Below are 24,925 nucleotides of genomic sequence, written 5' to 3'. Positions count from 1 at the left end.
GGCCTACCCCTGCTACTTCTCCTGCCGGGCGGGGCAGCCCCGCTTGAGCGTGTACTGGTAGTAGCCGATCTCGTCGATCCAGAACTCGCCCTGGAAGCGCCAGTAGTTGTAGTCCGCGCCGGGCATCTTGGGGCGGTAGAGCGTCTGGCGGGTGAGCAGCGCCTTCTGGTCCACGCCCTCGGAGAAGAGGTCCTTCTCATCCAGCGCGGTCTGCACGCGGATGATCTCCGCCTGGTCGGAGAAGGTGCGGAGGTTGTCCGCGGCCTCCTTGATGCGGTTCTTCGCCAGCGTGCCGCCCACCTGGAGCAGCGTGGTGCGGATGTCCTCGAGCGACGCCACGGTCTGCGCGGCGAACGGCGTCCCGCGCCAAGGGCCCTCGCTGATGGCGCGCTTCTCCTGGTCCACGCGGGACAGGGTCCGCATCACTTCGCGGATGCGCTCGTTGTTGCGGATCCACAGGTACACCGCGCGCGGCAGGCGGCGGTTCTCCGAGGACACCATGTTGAAGGCGTTGATGGGCGCCACGTCGTCGCCGGTGAAGGGCTCCAGCTGCTTCGCCATGGGGCCGTAGCGCTCGTCGAACGCGGCGAGCGTCGTCTTCACCTCGTCGTAGAGGCACGAGTAGTAATAGACGGTGGCCTTGAGGATCCACGACTCGGGCTGGAAGGCGCCCTCGAACTGCGGCGCGTGCAGCGCCTGGAGGCTGCCCAGCGCGCCGCCGAAGTCCTCGTTCTGGAAGCGGGCGAAGCCGTTCTCGAACAGGGCCTGGTCCCAGAAGCGCGCGTAGCGGGGCACGCCCTCGTACGCCTTCACCGCGTCCGAGTATTCACCGCGGCGGTAGTGCACGCGGCCCAGCGCCAGGAGCGCCAGCTCGCGCGTCTCCGGCAGCTCCACCTGCGGCTCCTTGGTGTTGAGCACGGCCTGGAACGCGGCGATGGCCTCCTTGTCCAGCGTGTCCCCTTCCCCGGGACGGCCCGGGAAGCGCGGGTCGGCGAGCACCGTGCCCAGGAGGTAGCGGGCCTTCGCGTAGACGCGGCTGTCGGCGGGCACGGCCTCCAGCAGCGAGCGGGACTCCTCGAAGCGCATGCGGCGCTGGCTGGCGGTGCCGACCAGGTAGTTGATGCGCGCCAGGACCTCCTTGGGCAGCGTGACCCACTGGTCGCGCACCTCGTCGGTGTAGGCCTGGTTGAGGATGCTGGGGATGAGGTTCTGCTCATCCAGCCGCTGCTGCATGTCCACCAGCCCCTCGATGGCCTTCAGGTACGAGGGGTGCTTGGGGCCGGCGTTGACGATGGCCGCGTAGGAGATGAAGGCCGCGACGGGCAGCTCCTTCTTGGCGAAGGTCTGCGCCAGGTAGAACTCGGCCTTGCCCTTCAGGTCCGCGTCCTCCCCTTCCGCAAGCTGCGCGAAGAGGGGGGCGGCGGTGTCGAGCTTGCCCTCGTTGAAGGCGGACAGCGCGCGGTTGTAGGTGCCCACGTCCTGCTGGGCGAACGCGGCGGCGGGCACGGCGAGGGGCCCGAGGACGACGAGGAGTCGGAGCAGTCGGGACATGGCTAGAAGAGCACCGAGAAGCCAGCGTAGAAGCTGACGTTGTTGAGGACGTCCGACGAAGGCTCGGCGACGAGGTCCCGCCCGAGGATGATGTCCTCGCGGTAGTTCTTCTTCGTCTTCGGGTCCACGCCGTCGAACTTGGAGACCTGGCAGCTGCCGCTCAGGTTGAGGCCGTCGAAGGGCTGGTTGGCGGCACGCGCGGCCTCCAGCGCCTCGAAGTCCGCCAGGTTGCAGCCGTCCACCTTGTCCACGCGCGCGGTGTAGATGAGGTCGCGCACCTCCAGGCGGATGGCGTAGGACTCGCCGAACTGCACGCGGAAGCCGCCGCCCACCTCACCCAGGAACTTGTTGCCCGTGTCGCCGAAGCGCGCGGGCACCTGGTACGTCTGGCCCTCCACCTCGTTCGCCACCTCCGGGCGGATGAGGTGGCGCGTCTTGCCGATGCCCGCGCCGCCGCTGAGCACCAGGCTGAACTGCGCCAGCGAGTTGTTGAAGAAGGCGAACTTGCCGTAGAGCGGCGTCACCTCCACGCCCGCGTGCGCGCCCCACTGGAGCAGCAGCGACGACGCGGCCTGGGCCTGCTCGCGCACCTTGTCGATGAGCTCCAGGTTGAAGTCGCTCTCGTCGGAGTACCAGTTGTACTGGCCGCCCACCTGGAGGGCGAAGTTCTCCTGCAGGTGGTAGACGTAGTGCAGCGCGGTGCCCACGTGGTTGGTGAACTTGCCGTTCACCTGCACGACGCCGGGGTACAGCACCAGCTCGTGCTTGCCCTCGTCCGCGAAGCGCTTCTTCTGGACGATGTGGACGTTGACGTTCGGGTTGTAGAGCGGCGCGCCATTCACCAGCCGCTGCTGCTGCGCGTCCGTGGTGCGCGGCGCCTCACCGGAGTCCAGCACCGGCGCGTCCGCGGGAGGAGTGGCCGCCGGAGCCTGCGCCTCTGGAGCCTGGGACGACGACGGCGTGCCGCCCGTGTCGTCCTCTTCAGGGGTGGCGGGCGCGGACGGCCGGGCCGGCGCCGCCTCCGGAGACGTCTGGGGAACGGCGGGCGCGGCGCGCTCGGTGCGCTGGCGCTCCGGCGGTTCCGCGGGTGAAGGAGAGGCCGGCGCGGTCGCATCCGGACCCGGAGCGGCCGGCGGCTGCGCCGGGGCGGCGCCTTGCGCGAACGCGAGGGCAGGCACCGCGGCGACGAGGAGCGCGATGGAACGGAAGGGTCGCATAGGAAGGGGTCAGAAGGAGAAGGTGTAGCCGAGGTCGAACTGCACCAGGTGCGTGAGGCCCGGGCTGCCGGCGGGCTCGCCGGTGGCCTTGCCGGCCTCCCAGTCGTCGCGCAGCAGGTTCACGCTGTAGCTGTCCTTGAAGATCCAGTCGCGCAGCTCCAGCCGGATGCCGTGCTGCTCCTTGATGAAGAAGCGGAAGCCCAGCGCGGCGGACACCACCGGCGCCACGCGCGACTCCTTCACCCAGTAGTTCTCCGTGGCGCTGCCCCGGTCCGTCACGTCCGTGCGGTTGTCACAGACGCCCGCGGCCCGGTCCACCACCTGGGTGCACTGGATGACCGACTGGCGCTTGAGGTTGGTGAGGCCGCCGCCCGCCCAGAGGTACGTCTGGAAGTGCACCGGGATGTCCGCGACGAGGGAGATCTTCCCGTAGATGGGAGCCCACCGGGCGCCGACGACGCCGTGCAGGTTCATCCGCCACATGTCCTCCAGCTCGTCCGTGACGCGCTTGTCCTCGCGGTCCAGGAAGGACTCGGAGATGGAGCGCGCCAGGCCCGTGTGGCGGCTGGCGGCGTAGCCCGCGCGCGCCTCCAGCGCGAACGTGTCGAAGAGGTTGTAGGCCAGGCCTACGTTGAAGAAGTAGTGCGCCGTCAGGTGCGTCTGCACTGGCAGACCCACGGACAGGGACAGCTCCGGATGGCCCGCGGGCTTGTAGAGCCGGTTGCGGACGACCGCCGAGTCCAGGACGCCGTCTTCCTGTGCGGCGGCGCCGAGCGCCGTCAGCGAGAGGCTCAGCGCGGCGAAGACGCGAAGCGTGCGTGCGTTCATATCTCCTGCCCGGCCCGGGGGTGGGCCGTTGGGTGATCCGGAGGGCAACCCGTCTGCTTGGACGGCGAGGCTCCGGCGTGGGACAGCCATGTGAGCACGGCGCCCCTTCACCGCAAGCGGATCCCAGCGGCAGTCGGTAAAGTTTTCGCCCTTTGTCGCCAGGGCGACCATCACTCAACGTTTCCAGGAGGATGCGGGGCCTCGCGCCTCCGGAAACGACGAACGCCCCGCCCGGGACCCGAAGGTGCCGGAAGCGGGGCGTCGAGCGGGGCGCGGTGAAGCGCCCCGGCGTCAGCGGCTGCGAATCAGCGCGCGGCCTTGTGCTGCGCGCGCATGGCCACCTTGATGGAGGGGCGCACGATGACGATGCCGTCGTTGTGGCCGGCCACCGCGCCCTTGACGAGCACCAGGCCCTTCTCCACGTCCACGTCCACCACGGTCAGGTTCTGCGTGGTGACGCGCTCGACGCCGTAGTGACCCGGCATCTTCTTGTTCGGGTACGTACGGCCCGGCGTCTTACGCTGACCGATGGCGCCCGGGTGACGCTGATACTCGTGCGTACCGTGCGTCTTGGTCTGCGAACCCTTGAAGCTCCAGCGGCGCATGACGCCGGAGAAGCCGCGACCCTTGGTCACGCCCGTGACGTCCACCAGCTCGCCCTTGGCGAACATGTCCGCCTTGATGGCGTCGCCCACGTTGAAGCCCGCGGCCTCCTCGGCCGTGACGCGGAACTCACGCAGGTGGCGGCGCGGCGTGGCGCTGGCCTTCTTGAAGAAGCCGAGCTGCGGCTTGTTCAGGATCTTCTCGCGGATTTCGCCAAAGCCCACGGTCACCGCGGAGTACTGATCCTTCTCCGGGGTGCGCTTGCCGACCACCAGACAGGTGTTGACGTCGATGACCGTCACCGGAACGAGGTTGCCCTCGTCGTTGAACACCTGGGTCATGCCGATCTTCTTGCCAATCAGACCCTTCACGTCGTCCTCACAGCGAGCGCCCGTGGCGCTGAAAGCCCAATGAAATCAATGAACTGGCCTACACGCGTCCCCGCGGCCGCCAGGAAGCGGCGCAAGATAGCAAACACGTCCCCTACGTCAAGCACCAAGGGTGGGCGTCCCCCTCACTGCGCGACATCCAACCGCGGGTAGTAGGGGTCGAGCTGCTTATCCGCGATGCGCTGGGCATACACCTCTTCGCCGAGGAGGAACAGGGCTTGATCCAGATAATCTTCCGCGCCCTTGATCTCCTCCTCCTTGGCGGCGATGGCCTGGTCGAGCTCCGCCATCTTGGCGTCGTGCTCCCGCTTCTGCTCCGCGGCGGCGTCCTCCAGCTCGATCAGGCGCTTGTGCGCCAGGATGCCGGCCGCGCCGGGCTGACCGGGGGCGGGCGTGAGGGCGGAGGACAGCTGGGCCTCCCAGTCCTCCACCTCGCGGGCCAGGCGCATCTGGGCGATGCGGTTCTTCTTCAGATTCTGCCGGGCGGTGTCCAGCTTGACGGGGTCCTGGGTGGTCATCTCCAGGTCCGCGAGCTTCGCCTCCAGCTTCTTGAGGCCCGCCACGGCGTAGCGCAGGTCGGCGCGGCGCGTGTCCAGCGTCTTGCGCAGCCCCTTCACCTTGCCTTCCACGGCCGTCACGGCCTTCTGGAACCGGCCGGTGATCTGCTTCTGGGCGGCGCACTCGTCCTCGTGCTGCGCCAGGAAGTCCTGAAAGGCCACGTCCTCGTCGTTCATCTCCGCTTCCAGCGCCGCCAGCTCGTCCCGGCGCGCCTCCAGCACCTCTTCGGCGCGGTAGACGCGTTCCATGGAGCGGGGGCAGTTCGGCTTGCCCGGGAGGACGTCCCGGGCCAGGTCGCCGAGCTGGAAGATGAGATCGTTGTAGCTCTCCTTCGCCATGGGCGGAGTCATACGCCCAAGTCGCCAGGACTGTCACCGGCCGAGCGCGTCCGAAAAGCGCCCGGCCCTGTCACCTCCCTCAGGAGTCCGCGGGGGCCGCGATGGCCTGGGACTCGCCCCGCCGCACCGCCGCCAGGGCGCCTTCCGCCAGGGCGAGCAGCTCCCGCGCGCGGTCCTGCTCCTCGGTCCGGTTGAGTTCGCACACCCACGCGGACGACAGGTCCGCGTGCTGGCGAGCCATCTCCGCGGTGGTCTCGTAGCGCGCGGCCGACGCGCGGGCGAAGGCCCCCTCCCGGCGCAGCTCCAGCACCGTGTCCGGATCCAGATCGATTTCCTCTGGAGGCACCGGCAGCGGCCCGCGTCCCAGCGCCGCCAGCCGGGCCAGCAGCCGGGACGCATGGGCGCGGCAGAACGCGGCCAGCACCATCAGCCGCGCCCGGACCCGCGCGTCGTTCATGCGCTCCGCCAGCCCCGTCATGCGACGAGCTGACACCACTTCCGCCTCCCACGCGGCGGCCAGTGCAGCGGCCAGCCGGGTATGCCTCGCACCCATCAGCGTCCCTCCCCCACCCTCGTCAGACGCAAGCTAGGAACGCAGCTGGGGCAATTCAACCGACCGCACGAGCAACCATCCAATAAAGCCCCACCCCCGCGAGGCAGATGGATGACAGGCGCACAACCTTCGAGTGCAACCGGGGCCTGCGCTGGACGATGCGCAGCACGGGCACCAGGAAGGCCACCACCGCCGCCTGCCCCAGCTCCACGCCCAGGTTGAAGCCCACGAGCGCGGACGCCGCGCCAGCCCCCAGCCCGTAGCCGCCGAGCACGCTCGCGAAGCCCAGCCCGTGCACCAGGCCGAACAGGAAGGTGAGCCCCGCGCGGTGCCCGTGCCGGCGCAGCAGCAGGTTCTCCAGCGCCATGTAGAGGATGGAGGCGGCAATCGCGGCCTCGGCCCACCGCGTGCCCCGCGCGCTCAGCGTCACCCAGCCCAGCGAGGTGATCACCAGCGTCAGCGAGTGCGCCAGCGTGAAGGACGTCACCAACAGGAGGATCCGCCGGAACGTGCCGCCCACGAGCAACACGGCGAAGAGGAACAGGAGATGATCCGCGCCCGCCAGGATGTGGCGGATGCCCTCGCCCACCCAGCCGGCGAAGCCCTCCACCGCCGCGGGCGCGACCTCCACCTCATGGGCGTGGACGGCGGCCGGCCCCAGCAGGACCAGGGCCAGGCACACCACCCGGGCGGCAGCGGGAAACGGCTTCATCGCGCGAAGGAGCCTGCCCTCCGCGCGCCCTGCCCGTCCACTCCGGGATGATCCGCCCTACTCGCGCACGAACTCCAGGTGCACCTGCTGGCGGCCGGAGAGCCCGCCGTGGTGCGCGCCGCAGCGCGGACAGACCATGGGAAGATCCCACTCCCACGAGGCCTGCACCTCTTCCCCGCAGCAGACCATGGGAAGCGTGCGCAGCTCCTCTTCATCCGGAGGCAGCGGCCGGGGCAGCGGCTCCGGGGCCACCGACACGAAGGTGGGCCGCGGGTTGTGCGACAGCGTGCGCTGCACGTACGCCAGCTGCTCGTACCTCACGTGGTTGGCCCACGCGCGCGCCATGTGCTCCACGTGCGCGGACTGATCCGGCGTGAGCCACGCGTCCGGCAGCGCGCGGTGGCCACAGTAGAGGCAGTGCCAGGAGGGAAGCTCCTCCGCCGTGTACGCCTCGTGGAGGTTCTCGAAGGGGAAGTAGCCCGCGAGCAGCCGCTGCAGCATCCCCGCGTCGTGGCGGCTGGGCCGCGTCTTGAAGGAGCGCTGGCAGCGGGGACATTCGCGCCGCACGAAGCCCGCCTTGTCCCGCGGCAGCTCCAGCCACGCCATGTCCAGCTCCGGCAGGTTCACGCCATCCCCCGCCGGCGGCCCAGCGACGCGACGCCCAGCACGAACGCGATGAGCGAGAACACCAGGAGGAGGTGCACCCACTGCCCCTCCGTCGAACCGGTGATCAGCCCCATCACCCACAACACCATCAAGATGATGCCCATGGTCCAGTACACGCCACGCCTCCCGCCACACTGAAGGTCCATGAATCAGACCGGGCGCAAGCTAGGAACGCGGAGGCACCGCGGCAACAGGTGGAGCTTTCTGCAGGGTCAGGTTGGGAAACAAACTTCCCAGGCCGGGCATTTTTTCCGGCCACCGTGGGCCGCGCCGGACCTGTTTCAGCCCCTCTCTTAAGGATCCGTGAGGCAACCCGCGCACGCCACGTACGCTGGCACGTTGCCTGCTTAGCCGCTGGGTGTGGGCGAGTCAGCGGGCGCGGGGAGTTGGGGCGCCAGGGGAGGGCGAGATGCGGGGTTGGACGGTGGCGATGGCGGCGGCGGTGGTGCTGGTGGGGACGAACGCGATGGCTTTCCCGGTGCAGGTGCCGGTGGGTGCCCAGGGTGAAGCGCCGGACGTCGCGGCCCTGCGGGCGCAGCTCGCGGAGAAGGATGCGCAGCTCAAGGCGGCCCTGGCCCGCCTGCAGCAGTACGAGGACGAGGCGGACTACCTCCGCGCGGAGCAGATGGGCGTGGCCGAGGCCGTGCGCGCCTCCGGGCTCCCGGAGCGGCAGCAGCGCCGGCTGGCGGTCTCCATCGTCCGCGAGGCGGAGCGCAACAACCTGGATCCGCTGCTGGTGGTGGCGCTGATCCGCTGCGAGTCCTCGTTCAACAACTACGCGGTGTCCGGGGTGGGCGCCATGGGCCTCATGCAGGTGATGCCGGACACGGGCAAGTACCTGGCGGAGAAGTCCGGCTACAAGCTGGGCCGCCACACGAACCTCTTCGACTTCGAGACGAACGTGAACCTGGGCACGGCCTACCTGGCGGACCTGATCAGCCGCTTCGGCTCCGTGGAGGGCGCGCTCGTCGCCTACAACGCGGGCCCCGGGCTGGCCAAGCGCATCCTGGCCAAGAAGGAGAACCGGGTGAAGTTCATGGCCGGCTATCCCGCCAAGGTCGTGAAGGAATTCCGCAAGCTGAAGGCCCAGCAGGAGCGCGCCATCAGCCTGCGTGCCGAGCAGACGACAACCGACCGCAAGGGTTGACCGTTTCGTGACACGCGCTTCGCCCGGTCGCCAACACTCCGACCGAAGTTGCAAGCCCGCCACTGACCGAATCTTTCCGGAAGGTGCAGTGTTCGGCTCCGGCTGTGCACCCCCACGACATCGTGGGGCCCCCCCGGACCCCACGCGGTCCGGAACGTGCGTCAGCCGCCATTCACCATCGCAGGCGGCACACACGTGCACACCTCAGCGGGAGCGCGCAACATGACTGGGCTTCGGATTCATCAGGAGCAGGAGGCGGCGGGTCGGATCACCCTGCGCCTGGAAGGTACGCTGGACGGCCGCACGGCCCAGGAGCTGCGCAACTCGCTCCAGGCGCTGGGCCAGAGCGAGGTCGTCCTGGACTTCGCGCACCTGCGTGAGTTCAAGGACAGCGCGGTGGGCGTGCTGACCCACGGCCTGAAGGAAGGCGCCGTGGAGCTGCGCGGCCTGGCCACGCACCACGAGCGGATGTTCCGCTACTTCGGCGTGCTGTCCTCGCCGACGACGCACCGGGCGTACTACACGCCCGAGGACATCCTGTCCGTCTGAGCAACGGGTAGGGCCCTCCGGGCCGTGTGAATCCCCGGATCATGCGCTCGCGCCTCCAAGGCAGGCGGGCATCCGGCGTGGAACACGGGCGGCCTGGAGGGGTGCCGGCTTGCGGTCGCCTGGGCTAGAGTCCGCGCCCAGGATGACCCAGCCCGCTCGCGTCCTCGGTCCAGTTCCCTCCCCTGCCTCCGCGCGCGCGGTGATGGAGCGGCTCGCCGCCCAGCTTGGCCGCGCCGTGCAGGGCAAGCCCGAGGAGGTCCGCCGCGTCGTCACCTGCGTGGTGGCTGGCGGGCACCTGCTGCTGGAGGACATGCCCGGCGTGGGCAAGACGACGCTGGCCGAGGCCCTGGCCCGCGCGTGCGCCCTGTCCTTCTCCCGCATCCAGTTCACCGCGGACCTGCTGCCGGCGGACATCCTGGGCGCGCAGGTGTTCCACGCGCAGACGGCCACCTTCTCCTTCCGGCCCGGGCCGCTGTTCCGGCAGCTGGTGCTGGCGGACGAGCTCAACCGCGCGCCCCCGCGCACCCAGTCCGCGCTCCTGGAGGGCATGGCGCAGGGCCAGGTGTCCCTGGACGGTGAGACGCACCCCCTGCCCTCCCCCTTCACCGTCGTCGCCACCCAGAACCCGGTGGACTTCTCCGGCACCTATCCGCTGCCGGACTCGCAGCTGGATCGCTTCCTCGTGCGCCTGTCCTTGGGCCACCCGGCGCCGGACGTGGAGGCGCGGCTGCTCACCACGCGCGGCGCGGCGTCCCCGCTGCCGTCGGTGGAGGCGGTGACGGGGCCGGAGGAGCTGGCGTCGCTGCGCGCCTTCGCCCAGGACCTGAAGCTGGACGCGGCGGTGGCGGAATACGTGGTGCGGCTGGCGCGGGCCACGCGCGAGCACGGCGACCTGGAGCGCGGCGCCTCCACGCGCGCGGTGCTGGCGCTGGGGGCCGCGGCGCGGGCCCAGGCCCTGTGGGACGGACGCGACTTCGTCACCCCCGGCGACGTGCGCGCCATGCTGGTGCCCTGCTGGGCGCACCGCGTGCTCCTGCGCAGCGCCGTGCAGGGCGTGTCCGCGAGGGACGAGGCGGCGCACCTGGTGGAGGAGATCGCCCGCAAGGTGGCGGCGCCCCGGTGAAGGCCCCCGCCCGCCCCTCCTTCAAGGCGCGGCTGCGCGCCTGGCTGCGTCCGCCTCGCACCCTGACGGTGACGAAGACGGGCCGCACGTACCTGGTGGTGACGTTCGGCGTGGGGCTGGGCGCGCTCAACACGGGCAACAACCTGCTCTACCTGCTCCTGGGCCTGCTGCTCAGCATGGTGGTGGTGTCCGGCGTGCTGTCGGAGCGCTGCCTGCGCGACCTGACGGTGCGCCGGGTGGGCGCGGACGCGGCCTTCGCGCGCGAGCCCTTCGCCTACCGCTGGGCGGTCTCGCGCAAGGCGGGCCACGGCTTCGCGCTGACGTTCAGCGAGGACCTCTCCCCGCTCACCGGCGCAGGGAAGCTGGGCCACCTGCCCGCGGGAAAGGAGCACATCGTCCGGGCGGACCTGGCCGCGCCGCACCGGGGCCCCGTGCGCCTGTCCGGCGTGCGCGTCACCACGACGTGGCCCCTGGGCCTGTTCGCCAAGACGCGCGTGTTCTCGCTGGAGGGGATGCTGCTCGTGTACCCGCGCCGCGGCTACGCCTGCAAGGAGCCGGGGCCCGCGGAGAAGGGGCCTCGCGGCGAGGCGGGCAGCCCGCGCCACCTGGACGGCACCGGTGACGTCGCGGGCCTGCGCGAGCTGGCCGCGAACGAGGACGCGCGCCGCATCCACTGGCTGAAGAGCGCCACGGCGGGACGCCTGCTGAAGGTGGAGCGCGAGCGCGAGGAGCGCCGCGTGTGGAAGCTCGCGCTGGAGACGGGCCTCACGGGCGACGCACTGGAGCGCCGCTGTGAAGAGGTCGCCGCCCAGGCGCACCAGCTCCTGGACGCGGGGCACGAGGTCGGCCTCCAGTTGCCGGAGCGCACGCTGCGGCCGGCGGCGGGGGCCTCGCAGGAGCGCCGCATCCTCCAGGCGCTGGCGTGGGAGGGCTTCGAGGACGTGGACACTGCTGGGGCGGACTCCCGGGAGGCCGCGTGAAGCGCCCCCTGCGGCTGAGGCTCGTCCTGCGCGACCTGGCGGCGGGCTCCGCCTTCGGCGCCATGGCCGTGTCCGGGCAGCTGCCCCTGTGGGCGCTGGGCATCTTCCTGGGGGCGCTGGTGCTGGCGCTGTGCGACGTGCGGCTCGTCGCGCGCCACGCCCGCCTGTCCGCGCTGGGGCTCATGGTCGCGGCGGTGCTGCTGGGGCTCCAGCTGACGTCCGGCGCGATGAACGCGGTGGTGGCCGCGTGCTCCTTCGCGGGCCTCATCGCCGCGCAGCGGATGCTGTCCACGCCGGACGCCGCGGCGGAGGGCCAGACGCACCTGACGGGCCTGTTGATGGTGGCCGGCGGCGCGGCGCTGTCCGGCGACATGACGTACGCGCTGTGCCTCATCGCCTTCGGGGTGCTGGCCAGCCTGGCGCTGGCGCTGGGCGTGGTGGAGGCGGCGGTGCCGGACGGCGAGCCCGTGCCGGTGCGCGCGGTGATGCGGCCGCTGTCTTCCGGCCTGGCGTTCGCGGTGGCCGGCGCGGTGGCCTTCTTCGTCCTCTTCCCGCGCCTCAACTGGGCCATGGTGGGGCCGCGCTCGGCGCCGGGCCTGGGCGCGGTGAGCAGCGCGGGCTACTCCAACACCGTGCGGCTGGGCGGCGCGGGCACCATCAAGGGCAACCCGCGCGTGGTGCTGCGCGCCACGCTCACGCCGGATCCGGAGCGCGACGCGCTGGACGCCTACTGGATGGGCCGCACCTACGACACCTTCGACGGCATCGAGTGGACGAACGTCGTCGGGGCGAAGCAGACCGAGCGGCAGATCACCCTGCGCCCCGCCACCGACACGCTCCTGCACCAGCGCATCGAGCTGCTGCCCGCGTACGGCGCGCGCACGCTGATTGCCCTGGAGATGCCCTCGCGCCTGGGCAACGCCATCGCCCACACCCCCACGGGCACCCGGAGCACCCCCGTGCAGCTCCAGGGCGGCGGCGAGGTGCGCTTCACCGTCACCGCGCCCTCGTACACCTACGAGGCCTACAGCCTGCCCCCGGACGCGAAGACGGGCATGTCCGCCGGCCTGGTCCAGGCGGAGCGCGACCAGTTGCTGGCGCTGCCGGAGCACCTGGATCCGCGCGTGGGCCCGCTCGCGGCGCGGGTGCTCCAGGGAGAGAAGGAGCCGCTGGCCGCGGCGCGCAAGCTCGCGGCCTTCCTGCAGAAGGACTACGCGTACACGCTGGAGCAGGCAGGCGTCCCGGAGGATCCGCTCGCGGACTTCCTCTTCGTGCGCAAGGCGGGGCACTGCGAGCACTTCGCCACCGCGCTCACGCTGATGCTGCGCACGCAGGGCATCGGGGCGCGGCTCGCCACGGGCTTCTACGGCGGCGCGCGCGTGGACGGCGGGTACCTGGTGCGCGCGGGCGACGCGCACGCCTGGACGCACGTGCTCGTGCCGGAGCGGGGCTTCGTCACCGTGGACGCGACGCCGCCGTCGAACCGCACGAGCCAGGGCTCCGTGCTGCTGGAGAAGCTGCTCGCGTTCTATGAAGCGGTGGAGGCGCGCTGGCGCAACTCCGTCGTCGACTACTCCTTCCGCGACCAGTTCGAGCTGGCCAGCTCCCTGGTCCGTCCGCCGCGCCGCCCGGCCGGGGCCCCCGAGAAGGAAGCCCCCAGCCGCCTGCCCCCGCCGCGCGCGTGGGCGACGGCCGCCATCGTGGCCTTCGTCGTCTGGCGCGCGGGCCGCTTCATCTCCCGCTGGACGGGCCGCGCCCCCGCGCTGGAGGCCACGCGCTTCCTTGACCGGGTGGACGCGCTGCTCCAGCGCGCCCACGTGCCGCGCTTCGAGCACGAGACGCTGGAGGACCTGACCACGCGCCTGGCGCGCGACGGCCACCCGCTGGCGCTGGCGCTGACGCCCCTCACCCGCCGCTACCTGGAGGCCCGCTTCGGCGGCCAGGCGTTGCGCGAGGGAGAGGCCGAGCACCTGTTCGCCACCTTGCGCCGCGCGCTGGACGCGGAAGCCGCCCGCCGCGCCGTGAAGCCTGCCGGACAGGCGGGCCCTACCGCCCGCGCCTCCTGAGCGGAAGAGAAGTGCCCTCCGCACGGAAGCCCGCTTCCGTCGCCGGTCGCCCGCCCTCCCCAGGAACGCCCAGCCGAGGTGGAGAAATGTCGTCACCATCGGCGGGCGGCGCCATTAAGCCTTTCAGCGAACCTCCGTCGCGATAGCCATCGCGACGTGCGCTCGAGGGCCGTGAGCCGTGCATTTTCTCCCCTCCCAGACCCGCGGTTTTCCTCTCGGCCACGGGTAACGGTTACAGACCGTTCACGAGTGGCGCCGTTCTGCGTCTTCCAACCCCTCGGAGACACACGCGAATACATCCAACCCCGGTTGGCATCCCGGTTGCTCAGGGCAGACACGTCAAGTTGTAGGACTTGAACCCAGAGCACCTTTCAAGCGCCTCCGCCGCGGCAGGAGGCCCGATTTGGAGAATCCATCCATGCAGGCTTCGACCGAGCAGTCTTCCAACTCCGGCTCCCTCGCGATGTACCTCTCGGAGATCAACCAGTACTCGCTCCTGAAGGTGGAGGAGGAGCAGGAGCTGGCGCGCCGGTTCATCAAGGGAGACCTGGCCGCGGGCCACCGGCTGGTGACCAGCAACCTGCGCTTCGTGGTGAAGGTCTCCTACGAGTACCGCTCCTACGGCATCAAGATGTCGGACCTCATCCAGGAGGGGAATATCGGCCTGATGAAGGCGGTGCAGAAGTTCGACCCGGACAAGGGCATCCGCCTCATCTCGTACGCGGTGTGGTGGATCCGCGCGTACATCCAGAACTACATCCTGAAGAGCTGGTCGCTGGTGAAGCTTGGAACCACGCAGGCGCAGCGCAAGCTGTTCTTCAGCCTGGCGCGCACGCGCCGGGAGCTGGAGAAGCTGGGCAGCGGCGAGGCCGTGGTGAACGTGGACGAGATTGCCCGGAAGCTCCATGTGAAGCCCGGCGAGGTGCGCGAGATGGAGCAGCGCATGGGCGGCCGCGACCTGTCCCTGGACGCGCCCATGGGCGAGGACGGCGGCAACAGCCACGTGGACTTCGTGGTGAGCGCCGCGGCGCCCCAGGACGACGAGTTCGCGGACAAGGAGGAGGCGGGCCTCATCAACAACCGCGTCCGCACCGCCCTCATGCGCCTGGATCCGCGCGAGCGCTTCATCATCGAGCAGCGCGTGATGAACGAGCGCCCCATGACGCTCAAGGAGCTGGGCGAGCACTTCGGCTTCTCCCGCGAGCGCGCGCGCCAGCTGGAGATCCGCGCCAAGGACAAGCTCAAGTCGGAGCTGGCCGCCCTCATGGCGGAGGTGGATCCGGAGACGCTGGCCGCCCAGGGCTGAAAGGGGCTGTTTTCGCGCCCCGGCGGAGACCCTGCTACAACGGGCCACCTGATTTCCTGTCAGGAGTGCCTGCTTGTCCCACGGTTCCCCGCCGGTCGTCGATGATCGCGTCCCCATTGCGGAGGCGCATGGCTCCGCCCCGCACAAACCCTATGTGCCCCCCGAGCAGTCGCCCGCGGAGCTGACGATCCGCGGCCTGGTGCTCGGGTCGGTGCTGGGCATCGTGTTCGCGGCGTCGTCCGTGTACCTGGCCATCAAGGTCGGCCTCACGGTGTCCGCGTCCATCCCGGTGGCGGTGCTCTCCATCGCCATCTTCCGGGCCCTGGGGCGCTCCAGCATCCTGGAGAACACCATCGTCCAGACGACGGGCTCCGCGGGTGAGTCGCTCGCGTTCGGCGTGGCGGCCGCGCTGCCCGCGCTGCTCATCCTGGGCTACGACATCAGCCTCACGCACGCGTTCCTCACCGCCGCGCTGGGCGGCGTGCTGGGCGTGCTGATGATGATTCCGCTGCGCCAGGGCCTCATCGTCCAGGAGCACGGCAAGCTCACCTACCCGGAGGGCACCGCCAGCGCGGACGTGCTCATCGTCGGTGAGCAGGGCGGCACCAACGCGCGCACGGTCATCCTGGGTTTCATCATCGGTGGCGTCTACAAGTTCGCCTACTCCGGGATGAAGCTCTTCAAGGAGGCCATCGGCACGCCCATCAAGGGGCTCAAGGCGGCGACGCTCTCCACGGAGGTGTCCCCGGAGCTGTTGGGCGTGGGCTACATCATCGGGCCGCGCGTCGCGGGCATCACCTTCGCGGGCGGCGTGCTCAGCTACCTCATCCTCATCCCGATGATCTCCTTCTTCGGCAGCGGCATGGACACGCCGCTGCTGGTGCACAACGGGATGCTCATCAAGGACATGTCGCCGGATCAGATCCGCAACGCGTACGTGCTCTACATCGGCGCGGGCGCGGTGGCGACGGGCGGCCTCATCAGCCTCATCCGCTCCCTGCCCACCATCGTGGGCGCCTTCAAGCGCAGCGTGGAGACGCTGCGCCAGTCGCGCACGCAGGGCGCCCTGCCCACGGTGCTGCGCACGGACCAGGACCTGCCCATCACGGTGGTGCTGGTGGGCAGCGCGCTGCTCATCCTGGCCATCTGGCTGGCGCCGCCGCTGCACGTGAACTTCATCTCCGCCATCCTCATCGTCATCTTCGGCTTCTTCTTCGTGACGGTGAGCGCGCGCATCACCGGTGAGATCGGCTCCTCGTCCAACCCCATCTCCGGCATGGTGGTGGCCACGCTGCTCGTCACCTGCCTCGTGTACCTGCTGTTCGGCTGGACGTCGTCGCCGGACCGCTTCATGGCGCTGACCACGGCGGCCATCGTGGGCATCGCGGCGTCCAACGGCGGCACCACCGCGCAGGATTTGAAGACGGCGTTCCTCGTGGGCGGCACGCCCAAGAAGCAGCAGATCGCCCTCTTCGTCGGCGTGCTGACCAGCGCCATGTTCATCGGCCTGGTGCTGGTGCTGCTCAACCAGGGCGCCACCGCGGTCATCCCGGAAGCGCACCCCGGCGTGAAGGTGACGGAGATGTCCACCGACACGCGCACCCAGCACACGTACCGCTGGGCGGTGTCCCAGGACGCGCTCACCCAGCGCGGCATGACGCCCGCGCAGCTCAAGCGCTCGCTGTGGGCGGAGCGCCTGGACGTGGTGCCGGTGGACGGCGCGCTGGAGCTGCGCAGCTGGCGCCCCATGGAGGCCCAGGCGCTGTCCAACCTCACGCTGGCGCCGGCCAACGGCCCGTCGCTGAAGCTGTCGGACGCGGGGCTCGTCACCGCCGGTCCGGACCGCGTCTACACGGAGGGCTTCGTGCGCGGCGCGGACACGCCCGTGCCCGCCGGCCGCTACCTCGTGGATGACCAGGGCAGCATCCAGTACGTGGTGGACCCGGGCATCGGCGGGCGCATCAGCGAGTACGAGGGCCAGACGCTCACCCGCTACTCGGCGCCCAAGGCGCAGCTGTTCGCGCTCATCATCGACGGCATCCTCACGCAGCGGCTGCCGTGGGACCTGGTGCTGCTGGGCGTCTTCATCGCGCTGATGCTGGAGCTGTGCGGCGTGTCCTCGCTGCCCTTCGCGGTGGGCGTGTACCTGCCCATCAGCAGCAGCGCCCCCATCTTCGTGGGCGGCATGGTGCGCCACTTCGTGGACAAGCTGCGCGGCGGCACCACGGCGGAGTCCGAGTTCTCCCCCGGCACGCTGATGTCCTCCGGCTACATCGCGGGCGGCTCCATCGCGGGCGTGCTCATCGCGTTCCTGGAGATCGCCAGCGACGGCGCCTGGACGCGCGCCATCAACCTGCCCGCCCTCTTCGGGCACGAGGGCGCGGTGGGCTCCTTCCTCAACGCCGTGGGCGAGAGCGAGCTGGCGCACCCGACGTGGTCCAACGTCTGGGGCCTGGCCTTCTTCGCCGTCCTCACCGCGGTCCTCTTCCGCTCCGCCCTCAAGGGCAAGAGCGGCGCGGAAGCCCCGCCGCCGTCGCACTGACGGCGGGCTAGAGCCCGGGCACCGACGGCGGCACCTCCGGGTCGCCGCCGCCGGTGTCCGCCGCCCCCTTCGCGCAGACGTACTCCGCGCGCAGCGGCGTCACGATGCCGAAGGTGAAGGCGTAGACGAACGGGCTCCACCACGGCCAGTACACGTCCACCCGAGACAGGCCATGCCGGCACTCCGCCGCGGCCACGTTGGACGTCGTCAGCCCCGCCACGTAGCTCGCGCCCAGCTGGGACTCCGGCGCCCCGTCGCGCGGCGCCGGGCTGCGCACGCTCATGCGGAAGCACCCCGTGAGGGACGCCAGGACGAGGGCGGACGCGGCCAGTCGCTTCATGGACGGGGACTCCGGAAAATGGGGCCCCCTGCCTAACACACCCGGGATTCACCGCCAGTCCGCCCGGTGTTGCCCGGTTGTCACTTCAACCCAGCGGATTCTGGGCGTTTCCCGGATTGGGAGCCGACGGGAGACAGGAGTACACTCAGGGTTCCCCCAGCGGGGCCTTCCGCCCCATCCGGATTCTTCCAGGTTTCATGGCACAGCCCCAGAAAGTCACGGACGCGAACGCGGAGCCGGAGCAGTCGCCGGAGGTTCGCGAGAAGGTGGAGCTGGCGAAGACGTTCGCGTTCCACCTGCTCAAGGGCATCAAGCAGATTGGCATGTACCGCCACAACGAGGCGCGCTTCCCGGAGTTCCTCTCCAAAGCGCTGGAGGCCATCTCCACGTACACGGAGAAGTTCGGGCCGCTCTCGCTGAAGGTGGAGCAGCAGAACTTCATCCTGCACGGCGAGCCGCTCTTCTCGGAAGAGTCGCCGCTCCCCTACAAGTTCTTCCGCGACGGCATCCGCCAGCTCATCTTCCGGCCGGGGCTGCCGCTGGAGGAGCTGGTCACCCTCACGCTCATCGCGCTGTCGGAGCCGGAGCGCGGCGCGGACGACGTGCTCGCGCAGCTGTGGCGCGCCGGCATGCAGCAGGTGGAGTACGTGGTGGTGGAGGGCTTCTCCATGGAGGGCGCCTCCGAGGACGAGGTCCAGGTGGAGGTGGACAAGGTGGTGGGCTACCTCTACTCCCGCCTCCAGACGAACTCGGATGACTTCCTGCGCTTCGCGCGCGTGTCCGCGGAGGACCTGGACGCGAAGCTGGACGGCGTGGAGCAGATCCGCGGCCTCGTCGTGGGCGGCCGGCACGCTTCCGACGACCTGAAGGCCCGCATCCAGCGCGAAATCACGGAGGAAGAGAACGCGCGCCTGTTCCCGAAGCTGGTGGGCGCGGTGTTCCAGGTGGTGGAAGGCGGCGTGGATGACGCGGCGCTGCTGGAGGAGATCTTCCTGCAGCTGTTGGACATGCTGCTGCTCCAGGACGACTTCGCCACGGTGAACCAGATCGTCCTCAAGCTGCGCGCGCTCTCCCAGCGCGAGGGCGGCGAGGACCTGGGCCGCCTGCTCAACAACTTCCTGCACAAGATGGGCGAGGAGCAGCGCCTCACGCGGATGGGCGAGTCGCTGAAGACGACGCGCACGCGGCAGCCGCAGGACGTGACGCGCTATCTGCAGGCGCTGGGCGTGGACTCGGTGCTGCCGCTGCTCAGCGTGCTGGAGACCATCGAGCTGCCGGAGAACCGCGTCCTCCTGGGCGACGTGCTGGCGACGTTCGCGCGCGACCTGCCGGAGCCCTTCGTGGCGCGCCTCTTGTCGGACCGGCCGCAGACGGTGCGCGACATGGTCTACATCCTGGAGAAGAGCAACCACCCGGAGCGGGTGAAGATGTTCGGCCAGGTGATGAAGAGCCCCAACCTGGTGGTGAAGCTGGAGGTCATGCAGATCATCGGGCGCGGCCGCACGGCGGAGGCCCGGCGCATCATCTTCGACGCGCTCACCGACAGCGTCTCCCAGGTGCGCATGCTGGCCGCGAAGCTCCTGCCGGAGTTCGACCGCGAGAAGGCCTTCACGGACCTGGTGCGGCTGGTGCGCGACCCGGGCTGGGACAAGAAGACGTCCGACGAGAAGGCCGCCGTCTACGGCGCCATCGGGGCCACCAACCTGCCCGCCGCGCTGTCGATGATGCAGCAGCTGCTCACGGTGAAGCCGTCACTGCTCAACAAGCGGCGGGTGATGGAGGACAAGCTCCTGGCCATCACCGGCCTGGGCGGCGCGGGCTCCATCCAGTCCTACAAGATGTTGCAGGCCGTGGTGGAGGACAAGACGCAGCCCCTGGAAGTCCTCACCGCGGCACGCAAGGCGATGTACCAGACGCGCAAGGCCCTGTTCGGGGACTCGGCGCTTCCGGAAGAGGCGAGCTGACACCATGGCCGACAACCTGAAGATCAATCAGACCCAGGACGAGAACCTGGGCGAGTACGGGCGCGAGCACAACGAGAAGCTCCAGAACCTGTCGCGCTCCATGCTCGCGGGCCTCTACATGCTCGTGCGCTCCGTGAAGATGTACGACCCGGAGAACGCCGTCTTCGAGAAGCCGCTGCACCAGCTCCAGGACATCATCAACCAGATCATCGGCAAGGAAGGCCGGCTGGAGCTGACGGGCGTCAAGGACTCGTTCTACCTCAACGGCATGCTGGTGAAGGTGGACCTGAACTCCATCGAGAACCAGCGCTACCTGCTGTCGGAGCTGCGCTCCAAGGACGTGGGCGGCATCACGCTGACGAAGCCCGTCACCACGCAGGAGCTGAAGAACTTCGTCTGGATCTTCAGCAAGGAGCAGTCCACCGCCGCGGAGGAGGACGGCCTGCAGGGGCGCAAGCTCCTCAACATGCGCGTGGCGAAGTTCTCCAAGCTGAAGGAGAAGCTGAACAAGGACATGGACACGCCGGGCGACCAGAAGGTCGACCGCAAGAAGTACGCGATGACCGTGTACGCCCGCGCGGTGTTCTTCCTGCAGAAGTACCTGGAGTCCGTCCGCGCGGGGAAGCCCATCGGCTCCTCGCGGGCGCTGCGCCTGGTGCAGGACTTCGTGGACATCTCCTACGACCAGCGCACCCACTTCCTGGGCATGACGACGCAGAAGCGCGAGGAGGACTACCTCGTCTACCACCAGGTGAACGTGGCGCTGATGTGCATCGTCTTCGGCGCGGAGCTGGGCCTCACGAAGCCGCAGCTGCGCGACCTGGGCTACATCGCCCTCTTCCACGACGCGGGCATGACGACGCTGCCAGAGGAGCTGGCCACCAAGCGCGGGGCGCTCACCGCCGACGAGAAGACGACCGTGGCGCGCGCGCCGCTCATCAGCGTGCGCAACATCCTGATGGAGAAGGGCTTCAGCCGCTCCACGCTGCTGCGCGTGGTGACGACCTTCGAGCACAAGACGGACTACGGCACGGCGGTGCGCGACGCGCGCGGCAACATCCAGATGATCATCCCCAAGACGAACCTGGGGGTGTACGCGAAGATCATCGCCATCTGCGACGCGTACGACGCGCTCACCTCCCGCAGGCCCTACCGCGACGCGTACGGCCCGGAGGTGGCGCTGATGCTGATGTGGACGGAGATGCGCCAGAAGTTCGACCCGGAGCTCTTGGCCGTCTTCATGCGGGTGATGGCCATCCAGCCCATCAAGGTCCTCTCCCGCCGTCAGCAGCAGCTCAGCGTTTCCGGCCTGTAGCCTTCTTCACCGCGGGCTTCGCCTTCGTGGGCGGGCCCGCGGGAACGCTGGCCGCGCGCAGCAGCTCGAGCGCCTTCGTGAAGTCCTCCGGGAGGGGGGCTTCCAGGTCCAGCGCCTTGTGGGTGCGCGGGTGCTCGAAGGCCAGGCGCCACGCGTGCAGCGCCTGACGGCCCAGCACCGCTTGCGCTTCGGCCACCGCGCCCTTCGCCTTGCGGCCTGCGCCATAGAGCGCGTCGCAGAGCAGCGGGTGGCCGGCTTCGGCCAGGTGGACGCGGATCTGATGCGTGCGGCCGGTGAGCAGGTCCACCTCCACCAGCGCGGCGCCGTCGAAGGACTCGCGCACGCGGAACAGGGTGATGGCGGGCTTGCCCTCCTTCACCTTGCCGGTGAACTTCTGGCGGTGGATGGGGTGGCGGCCGTAGAGCGTTTCAATCCGCCCTTCCGCGGGCGGCGCGCCGTGCACCAGCGCCAGGTACGTCTTCTGGACCTCGCGCGTCTTGAAGGCCTTCTGGAGCGCCACCAGGGCCTGCTCGTGCTTGGCGACGACGAGGCAGCCGGTGGTGTCCTTGTCCAGCCGGTGGACGATGCCGGGGCGCAATTCGCCGCCCACGCCAGCCAGGTCCTTCACGCGGTGCAGGAGCGCGTTGACCAGCGTGCCGGACGCGTGCCCCGCGCCCGGGTGCACCACCATGCCGGCGGCCTTGTCCACGACGACGAGGTCCCGGTCCTCGTGCAGCACGGACACGGGCAGCGCTTCGGCCTGGGGAATGGCGGCGACGGGCGCGGGGACGTGGAGCGACAGCAGCTCCCCTCCGCGCAGCCGCTGGGCGGCCTTGCCGGGCTTGCCGTCGGACAGCACGTGGCCGTCGGCGATGAGGCCCTGGAGCCGGGAGCGGGTGAGGTCCGGGAACGCGCGGGCCAGGTACGCATCCAGCCGCTCGCCCCGGGCTTCGGGGAGGGCGCGGTGCTCGCGCGTGTCGGGTGAGGCCACGGCGGAGGGCGCTACCAGATCTTCGACTTCACGTGCGCCTTGGAGCGCAGCACGATGTCGTTGATGGCGCGCTCGAAGAAGTTCGCCTGGGTGCTGATCTCCGCGCTCACGCGGCTCTTGTAGAGCGCGCGTCCCTCTTCCAGTTCCTCCTTGAGGACCTCGAAAAGGTTGTCCTGCTCGATGCCCTTGATGATCTTCTGCTCGTTGTAGAGCGAGATATCGGAGGCGATCGCGCGAGCGAGTCGCATCGCCTTGACCTTTTCCTCTTCCGTCATCGTGCCACTACTTAGGCACCCACCCCGTGCGAGTCAACTTTTCCCGTCGCACGGGAGGGTGCCCGGCCGCCTCCGGGTCAACGGCCCGACTTGGCGGGTTTCTCGGAGAACAGCGCCAGGTAGCTCTTGGACACGCGCAGGGGGTCCAGGCCCAGCTCGCGGGCCAGGTTCATGAGGATGCCGCGCAGGTACACGGTGGTGGGCAGCGCGGTGTAGCGGTCCGCCTCCACGTTCTCCAGGTGACGCACGGAGATGCGGGTGCGGTCGGCGAGCTGCTGGATGGACAGGCCGCGGGCCTCGCGGACGCGGCGCAGCAGCTCCCCGTTGAACTCGGCGTCGGCGGGGATGTCCACGCCCCGGGGGCGGGCCTCGCGGACCTTGGCGGCCACCTGGGCCAGCGCGGACTCGGCGGTCGCGATGGCGGAGTCCTGCGCCAGCACCTGCGCGTCCCCGAGCTTGCGGACCGTGGGGCCCTTCACGGTGCCCGGCCCCGAGGGGCTGTTCGCCGCAGGACGCGAGTCGATGGGGCGAGACGTCAGGGGCCGCACGGCGCCGCGGGAGGCTCCGGTGGCCGGGGTCCGGGCCAGCGCGGTGGTGCTGGCGTCCAGGGCCGGAGCGCCCGGGGCGGGGTTCGGATCCGACTCGCCCTGGGTGGTCGCCACCGCGGCGCTGGAAGCGTCCGGTGCGCTGGCCACGGATCCGCCGGGCTCGGCCGGGGATGTCACCGCGCTGGCCTCCGGGACGGGCCGCGAGGCCGGTGGCTCCGCGGACGCCTCGACGGCTGGGGCTTGGGGCGCGGCCTCGGAGGCCGGAGGGCTCGAGGCGGCAGGGGCCTGCGGGGCGGCCTCGGCGACCACCGGGCTCGTGACGGCGGGAGCCGGGGCGGCCTCCACGCGGTCCGAGGCCGGGGCGGATCCGTCGGCGGTCACCGTGGCTCCGGTCTCGCTCTGCACGGAGGCTGACGGCTCCGGGGCGGAGGGCACGGGAGCCTGCGCGGCCACGTCCTGCGCGGGCGTCGACGCGGGGGCGCTGACCCCAGGCTCGGGCGCTTCGGCTGGGGCAACGACGGCCTCCACGGGGGCGGGCGCGCTGGGCGCCTCGGCCTCCGGCGCGGACGGCTTCGCCTCCACCGCCGGAGCTTCGGCGGCTCCCCTGCCCTGCCCACGCAGCGGCGCCGTGGGGACGTAGACGAACGACAGGCTCCGGGTGAACGAGGCACGGAAGGCCTCCACCACCGCCACGCCCCCCACCATCACCGGCTCGGAGGGCACGCCTGGCGCGTCCTTCCCCGAGGACTCCTGCCGCTTCGACTCCTCGACCCGCATCCGCTCCTCGCTCTTTCCAGGCGTCTCGCTCGCGCGGGGCGCCTCCCCTTCCGTGTCGCTCACGGACGCCGCGGCCTTCAGTCGCGACTCCGCCTCCAACCGTTCGGCGTCCACCGCGCCCGCCGCCTTCGCCAGCGCCGCGGCGGCGGTGGCCAGGGCCTCCGCGACCCGCGCGGCCGAGTCCACCTTGTCCGCGGCATCCGCCGTCACGGCCGCCTTCGCGAGCCGCTCCGTGGACAGCCCGATGGAGCGGTCATACTCGACGCGCAGGTCCGCGTCGGTGAGCATCTCCATCGCTTCGTTCATCCGTTCACGCAGCGCGTCCACCTGATCCGGGTCCCCCAGCGCGTACACCGCGATGGAATCCGGCGAATACAACTCCATCAGGCGCTGGTGGGCCGCGCGGATCTCCGCGTCGGAGGCGGTGGGCGGCACCTCCAGGAGCTCGTAATAGGTCTGCTGCGCGAAGGGCTTCATGGGATGGCGGACTCGGGGGAAAGGCCGTCGAGCGTCAGGAGGCGCGCGGCGATGCGCTGGAGACCCTGGGCCACGGGCGCGTCGGGCCGCTCGATGAGCACCGGCTTGCGCTTGCGCACCGCGCGCCACGCCTCGTCGTCGTAGCGCAGGGCGCCCAGGTCATCCATGTCGATGCCGAAGAACTTCTTCCACGCGGACACCATCGCGGCGCCCACCTTCTCGTCCGCGTCCGTGCGCGCCTGGTTCACGACGAGCCGCACGCGGAACGCCGCCAGCTCGCGCTCCAGCCGCTCCGCGTCCGAGGGGGCCTTGCGCCGCACCTGCGCGACGACGTCGTGCAGCGTCCGCAGGCCGCCCTCGCGGGTGGACAGCGCGCCCTCGACGAGCTCCTGGATGCCGTAGCGCGCTTCCGTCTGCTGGAGCTTGCGGAAGAAGGCCGCCTTGACGAAGCGGTACGCGTTCTCCACGGACGTGGGCTCCGGCAGCACGACGAGCAGGCCGTGGTCCGCGATGAGGAAGAAGTCGAGCGTGTTGAAGCTGGTGCCCGCGCCCAGGTCCAGGATGAGGTAGTCCGCCGTCGTCTGCGACAGCAGCGTGCGCAAGAGCTTCTGCTTCTGCGCGTACTTGAGGTTCGCCGCGTCCAGCGAGTCCTGCGCGCCGGCGATGAGCGACAGCCCGGGCACGCCGGTGGAGACCATCACCTCTTCGAGGTTGGCCTTCCCGCGCCGCAGGAAGTCCGACAGCGTGGCCTCCGGAGGGCCCACGCCCAGGCAGGTGTGCAGGTTGGCGCCGCCCAGGTCGGCGTCCACGAGCAGCACCTTGTGACCTGCCTGCGCGAGCGCGACGCCCAGGTTCGCGGACACCATCGACTTGCCGATGCCGCCCTTGCCGCCGCCCACCGCGATGATCCGCCGCGAGTGGGCACGCCGCGCAAGGCCCGCGGGCCCCGCGGACGACACGTCATTGGCTGCTCGCGGCGAAGAGCCAGCAAGCGAGGCGGCAGCGGATGGAAACAAGGGGGCGGGCTTCACGAAGGCTCGCATCAAAGCCCGTCCTACTGCCCGAGTCGACACCCCGCCATTTCACGGCCGTCCCACGCGGCTCCCCGTC

The 24,925-nt window shown here is 70.3% G+C and carries 23 protein-coding genes; 9 read left to right on the top strand and 14 right to left on the bottom strand.

All coding sequences use genetic code 11. The features are described from left to right. Positions 1-12: 12 nt before the first annotated feature. From JYK02_RS05285 to JYK02_RS05245, 9 genes are all read right to left on the bottom strand, one after another. A complete protein-coding gene (locus JYK02_RS05285; RefSeq protein ID WP_207048823.1) occupies positions 13-1,551 on the bottom strand; it encodes a tetratricopeptide repeat protein in 1,539 nt (512 codons plus the stop codon). A 2-nt stretch (positions 1,552-1,553) separates the two neighbouring features. Further along, positions 1,554-2,768, bottom strand: coding sequence for an outer membrane beta-barrel domain-containing protein (locus JYK02_RS05280; RefSeq protein ID WP_207048821.1), 1,215 nt, complete (start codon positions 2,766-2,768; stop codon positions 1,554-1,556). Positions 2,769-2,777: 9 nt separating this feature from the next. Further along, the gene (locus JYK02_RS05275) at positions 2,778-3,596 is read right to left on the bottom strand and encodes an outer membrane beta-barrel domain-containing protein (protein ID WP_207048819.1); all 819 of its coding nucleotides are present in this window, start codon (positions 3,594-3,596) and stop codon (positions 2,778-2,780) included. A 305-nt stretch (positions 3,597-3,901) separates the two neighbouring features. Then, the gene (rplC, locus tag JYK02_RS05270; RefSeq protein ID WP_207048817.1) at positions 3,902-4,570 is read right to left on the bottom strand and encodes a 50S ribosomal protein L3; all 669 of its coding nucleotides are present in this window, start codon (positions 4,568-4,570) and stop codon (positions 3,902-3,904) included. A 143-nt stretch (positions 4,571-4,713) separates the two neighbouring features. After that, on the bottom strand, positions 4,714-5,484 hold the full coding sequence (locus tag JYK02_RS05265) for a hypothetical protein (RefSeq protein ID WP_207048815.1): 771 nt from the start codon (positions 5,482-5,484) through the stop codon (positions 4,714-4,716). A gap of 79 nt (positions 5,485-5,563) precedes the next feature. Continuing rightward, positions 5,564-6,037: a hypothetical protein gene (locus JYK02_RS05260; protein WP_207048813.1), complete on the bottom strand. Its 474-nt coding sequence runs from the start codon at positions 6,035-6,037 to the stop codon at positions 5,564-5,566. Positions 6,038-6,092: 55 nt separating this feature from the next. After that, on the bottom strand, positions 6,093-6,749 hold the full coding sequence (locus tag JYK02_RS05255; protein ID WP_207048811.1) for a HupE/UreJ family protein: 657 nt from the start codon (positions 6,747-6,749) through the stop codon (positions 6,093-6,095). A 57-nt stretch (positions 6,750-6,806) separates the two neighbouring features. After that, positions 6,807-7,376 carry a hypothetical protein gene (locus JYK02_RS05250; RefSeq protein ID WP_347402430.1) on the bottom strand — a complete coding sequence of 190 codons (570 nt, stop codon included), beginning with the start codon at positions 7,374-7,376 and terminating at the stop codon, positions 6,807-6,809. After that, positions 7,373-7,519, bottom strand: a complete 147-nt coding sequence (locus JYK02_RS05245; RefSeq protein WP_242588450.1) for a lmo0937 family membrane protein — start codon at positions 7,517-7,519, stop codon at positions 7,373-7,375. Before JYK02_RS05245 ends, JYK02_RS05250 begins: the two co-directional genes overlap by 4 nt. 305 nt (positions 7,520-7,824) lie before the next feature. Here JYK02_RS05245 and JYK02_RS05240 point away from each other — a divergent pair, with 305 nt between their 5' ends. The 7 genes from JYK02_RS05240 to JYK02_RS05210 all read left to right on the top strand — a co-directional run bounded on the left by JYK02_RS05240 (position 7,825) and on the right by JYK02_RS05210 (position 17,128). Beyond that, positions 7,825-8,562 carry a lytic transglycosylase domain-containing protein gene (locus JYK02_RS05240; RefSeq protein WP_207048800.1) on the top strand — a complete coding sequence of 246 codons (738 nt, stop codon included), beginning with the start codon at positions 7,825-7,827 and terminating at the stop codon, positions 8,560-8,562. 222 nt (positions 8,563-8,784) lie between these two features. Then, positions 8,785-9,111 (top strand): STAS domain-containing protein, encoded by a 327-nt coding sequence (locus JYK02_RS05235; protein WP_207048798.1) that lies wholly within the window; start codon positions 8,785-8,787, stop codon positions 9,109-9,111. 142 nt (positions 9,112-9,253) lie between these two features. After that, on the top strand, positions 9,254-10,234 hold the full coding sequence (locus JYK02_RS05230; RefSeq protein WP_207048789.1) for an AAA family ATPase: 981 nt from the start codon (positions 9,254-9,256) through the stop codon (positions 10,232-10,234). Beyond that, the gene (locus JYK02_RS05225; protein ID WP_207048777.1) at positions 10,231-11,214 is read left to right on the top strand and encodes a DUF58 domain-containing protein; all 984 of its coding nucleotides are present in this window, start codon (positions 10,231-10,233) and stop codon (positions 11,212-11,214) included. The genes JYK02_RS05230 and JYK02_RS05225 overlap by 4 nt, the downstream gene beginning before the upstream one ends. Then, positions 11,211-13,280: a transglutaminaseTgpA domain-containing protein gene (locus JYK02_RS05220; protein WP_207048776.1), complete on the top strand. Its 2,070-nt coding sequence runs from the start codon at positions 11,211-11,213 to the stop codon at positions 13,278-13,280. The genes JYK02_RS05225 and JYK02_RS05220 overlap by 4 nt, the downstream gene beginning before the upstream one ends. Positions 13,281-13,698: 418 nt before the next feature. Continuing rightward, positions 13,699-14,586: an RNA polymerase factor sigma-32 gene (locus JYK02_RS05215; protein ID WP_014396039.1), complete on the top strand. Its 888-nt coding sequence runs from the start codon at positions 13,699-13,701 to the stop codon at positions 14,584-14,586. 73 nt (positions 14,587-14,659) lie between these two features. Beyond that, on the top strand, positions 14,660-17,128 hold the full coding sequence (locus JYK02_RS05210; protein WP_207048775.1) for an OPT family oligopeptide transporter: 2,469 nt from the start codon (positions 14,660-14,662) through the stop codon (positions 17,126-17,128). Positions 17,129-17,135: 7 nt separating this feature from the next. On the opposite strand, the gene JYK02_RS05205 is transcribed toward JYK02_RS05210, so the two are convergent. Next, entirely contained in the window at positions 17,136-17,468 is a 333-nt protein-coding gene (locus JYK02_RS05205; RefSeq protein ID WP_207048774.1) for a hypothetical protein, read from the bottom strand. Between the two features lie 197 nt (positions 17,469-17,665). Here JYK02_RS05205 and JYK02_RS05200 point away from each other — a divergent pair, with 197 nt between their 5' ends. Together JYK02_RS05200 and JYK02_RS05195 are read left to right on the top strand one after the other, a co-directional pair. After that, complete coding sequence (locus tag JYK02_RS05200) at positions 17,666-19,432, top strand: HEAT repeat domain-containing protein (RefSeq protein ID WP_207048773.1); 1,767 nt, start codon at positions 17,666-17,668, stop codon at positions 19,430-19,432. 4 nt (positions 19,433-19,436) lie between these two features. Beyond that, positions 19,437-20,747 (top strand): HD-GYP domain-containing protein, encoded by a 1,311-nt coding sequence (locus JYK02_RS05195; protein ID WP_207048772.1) that lies wholly within the window; start codon positions 19,437-19,439, stop codon positions 20,745-20,747. Here JYK02_RS05195 and JYK02_RS05190 read toward each other — a convergent pair. The 4 genes from JYK02_RS05190 to JYK02_RS05175 all read right to left on the bottom strand — a co-directional run bounded on the left by JYK02_RS05190 (position 20,728) and on the right by JYK02_RS05175 (position 24,858). After that, positions 20,728-21,738, bottom strand: coding sequence for an RluA family pseudouridine synthase (locus JYK02_RS05190; protein ID WP_207048771.1), 1,011 nt, complete (start codon positions 21,736-21,738; stop codon positions 20,728-20,730). The two genes, JYK02_RS05195 and JYK02_RS05190, sit on opposite strands and share 20 nt — an antisense overlap. Positions 21,739-21,749: 11 nt before the next feature. Next, on the bottom strand, positions 21,750-22,013 hold the full coding sequence (locus tag JYK02_RS05185; protein WP_120526362.1) for a hypothetical protein: 264 nt from the start codon (positions 22,011-22,013) through the stop codon (positions 21,750-21,752). A gap of 77 nt (positions 22,014-22,090) precedes the next feature. Beyond that, positions 22,091-23,815: a helix-turn-helix domain-containing protein gene (locus tag JYK02_RS05180; protein ID WP_207048770.1), complete on the bottom strand. Its 1,725-nt coding sequence runs from the start codon at positions 23,813-23,815 to the stop codon at positions 22,091-22,093. Continuing rightward, entirely contained in the window at positions 23,812-24,858 is a 1,047-nt protein-coding gene (locus tag JYK02_RS05175) for a P-loop NTPase (protein WP_242588449.1), read from the bottom strand. Before JYK02_RS05175 ends, JYK02_RS05180 begins: the two co-directional genes overlap by 4 nt. Positions 24,859-24,925 lie beyond the last annotated feature (67 nt).

The sequence above is a fragment of the Corallococcus macrosporus genome (assembly GCF_017302985.1).
Lineage (GTDB): Bacteria > Myxococcota > Myxococcia > Myxococcales > Myxococcaceae > Corallococcus > Corallococcus macrosporus_A.
The sequence above is the reverse complement of the archived record's forward strand: the minus strand, read 5'-3'. Positions and strand labels throughout refer to the sequence as shown.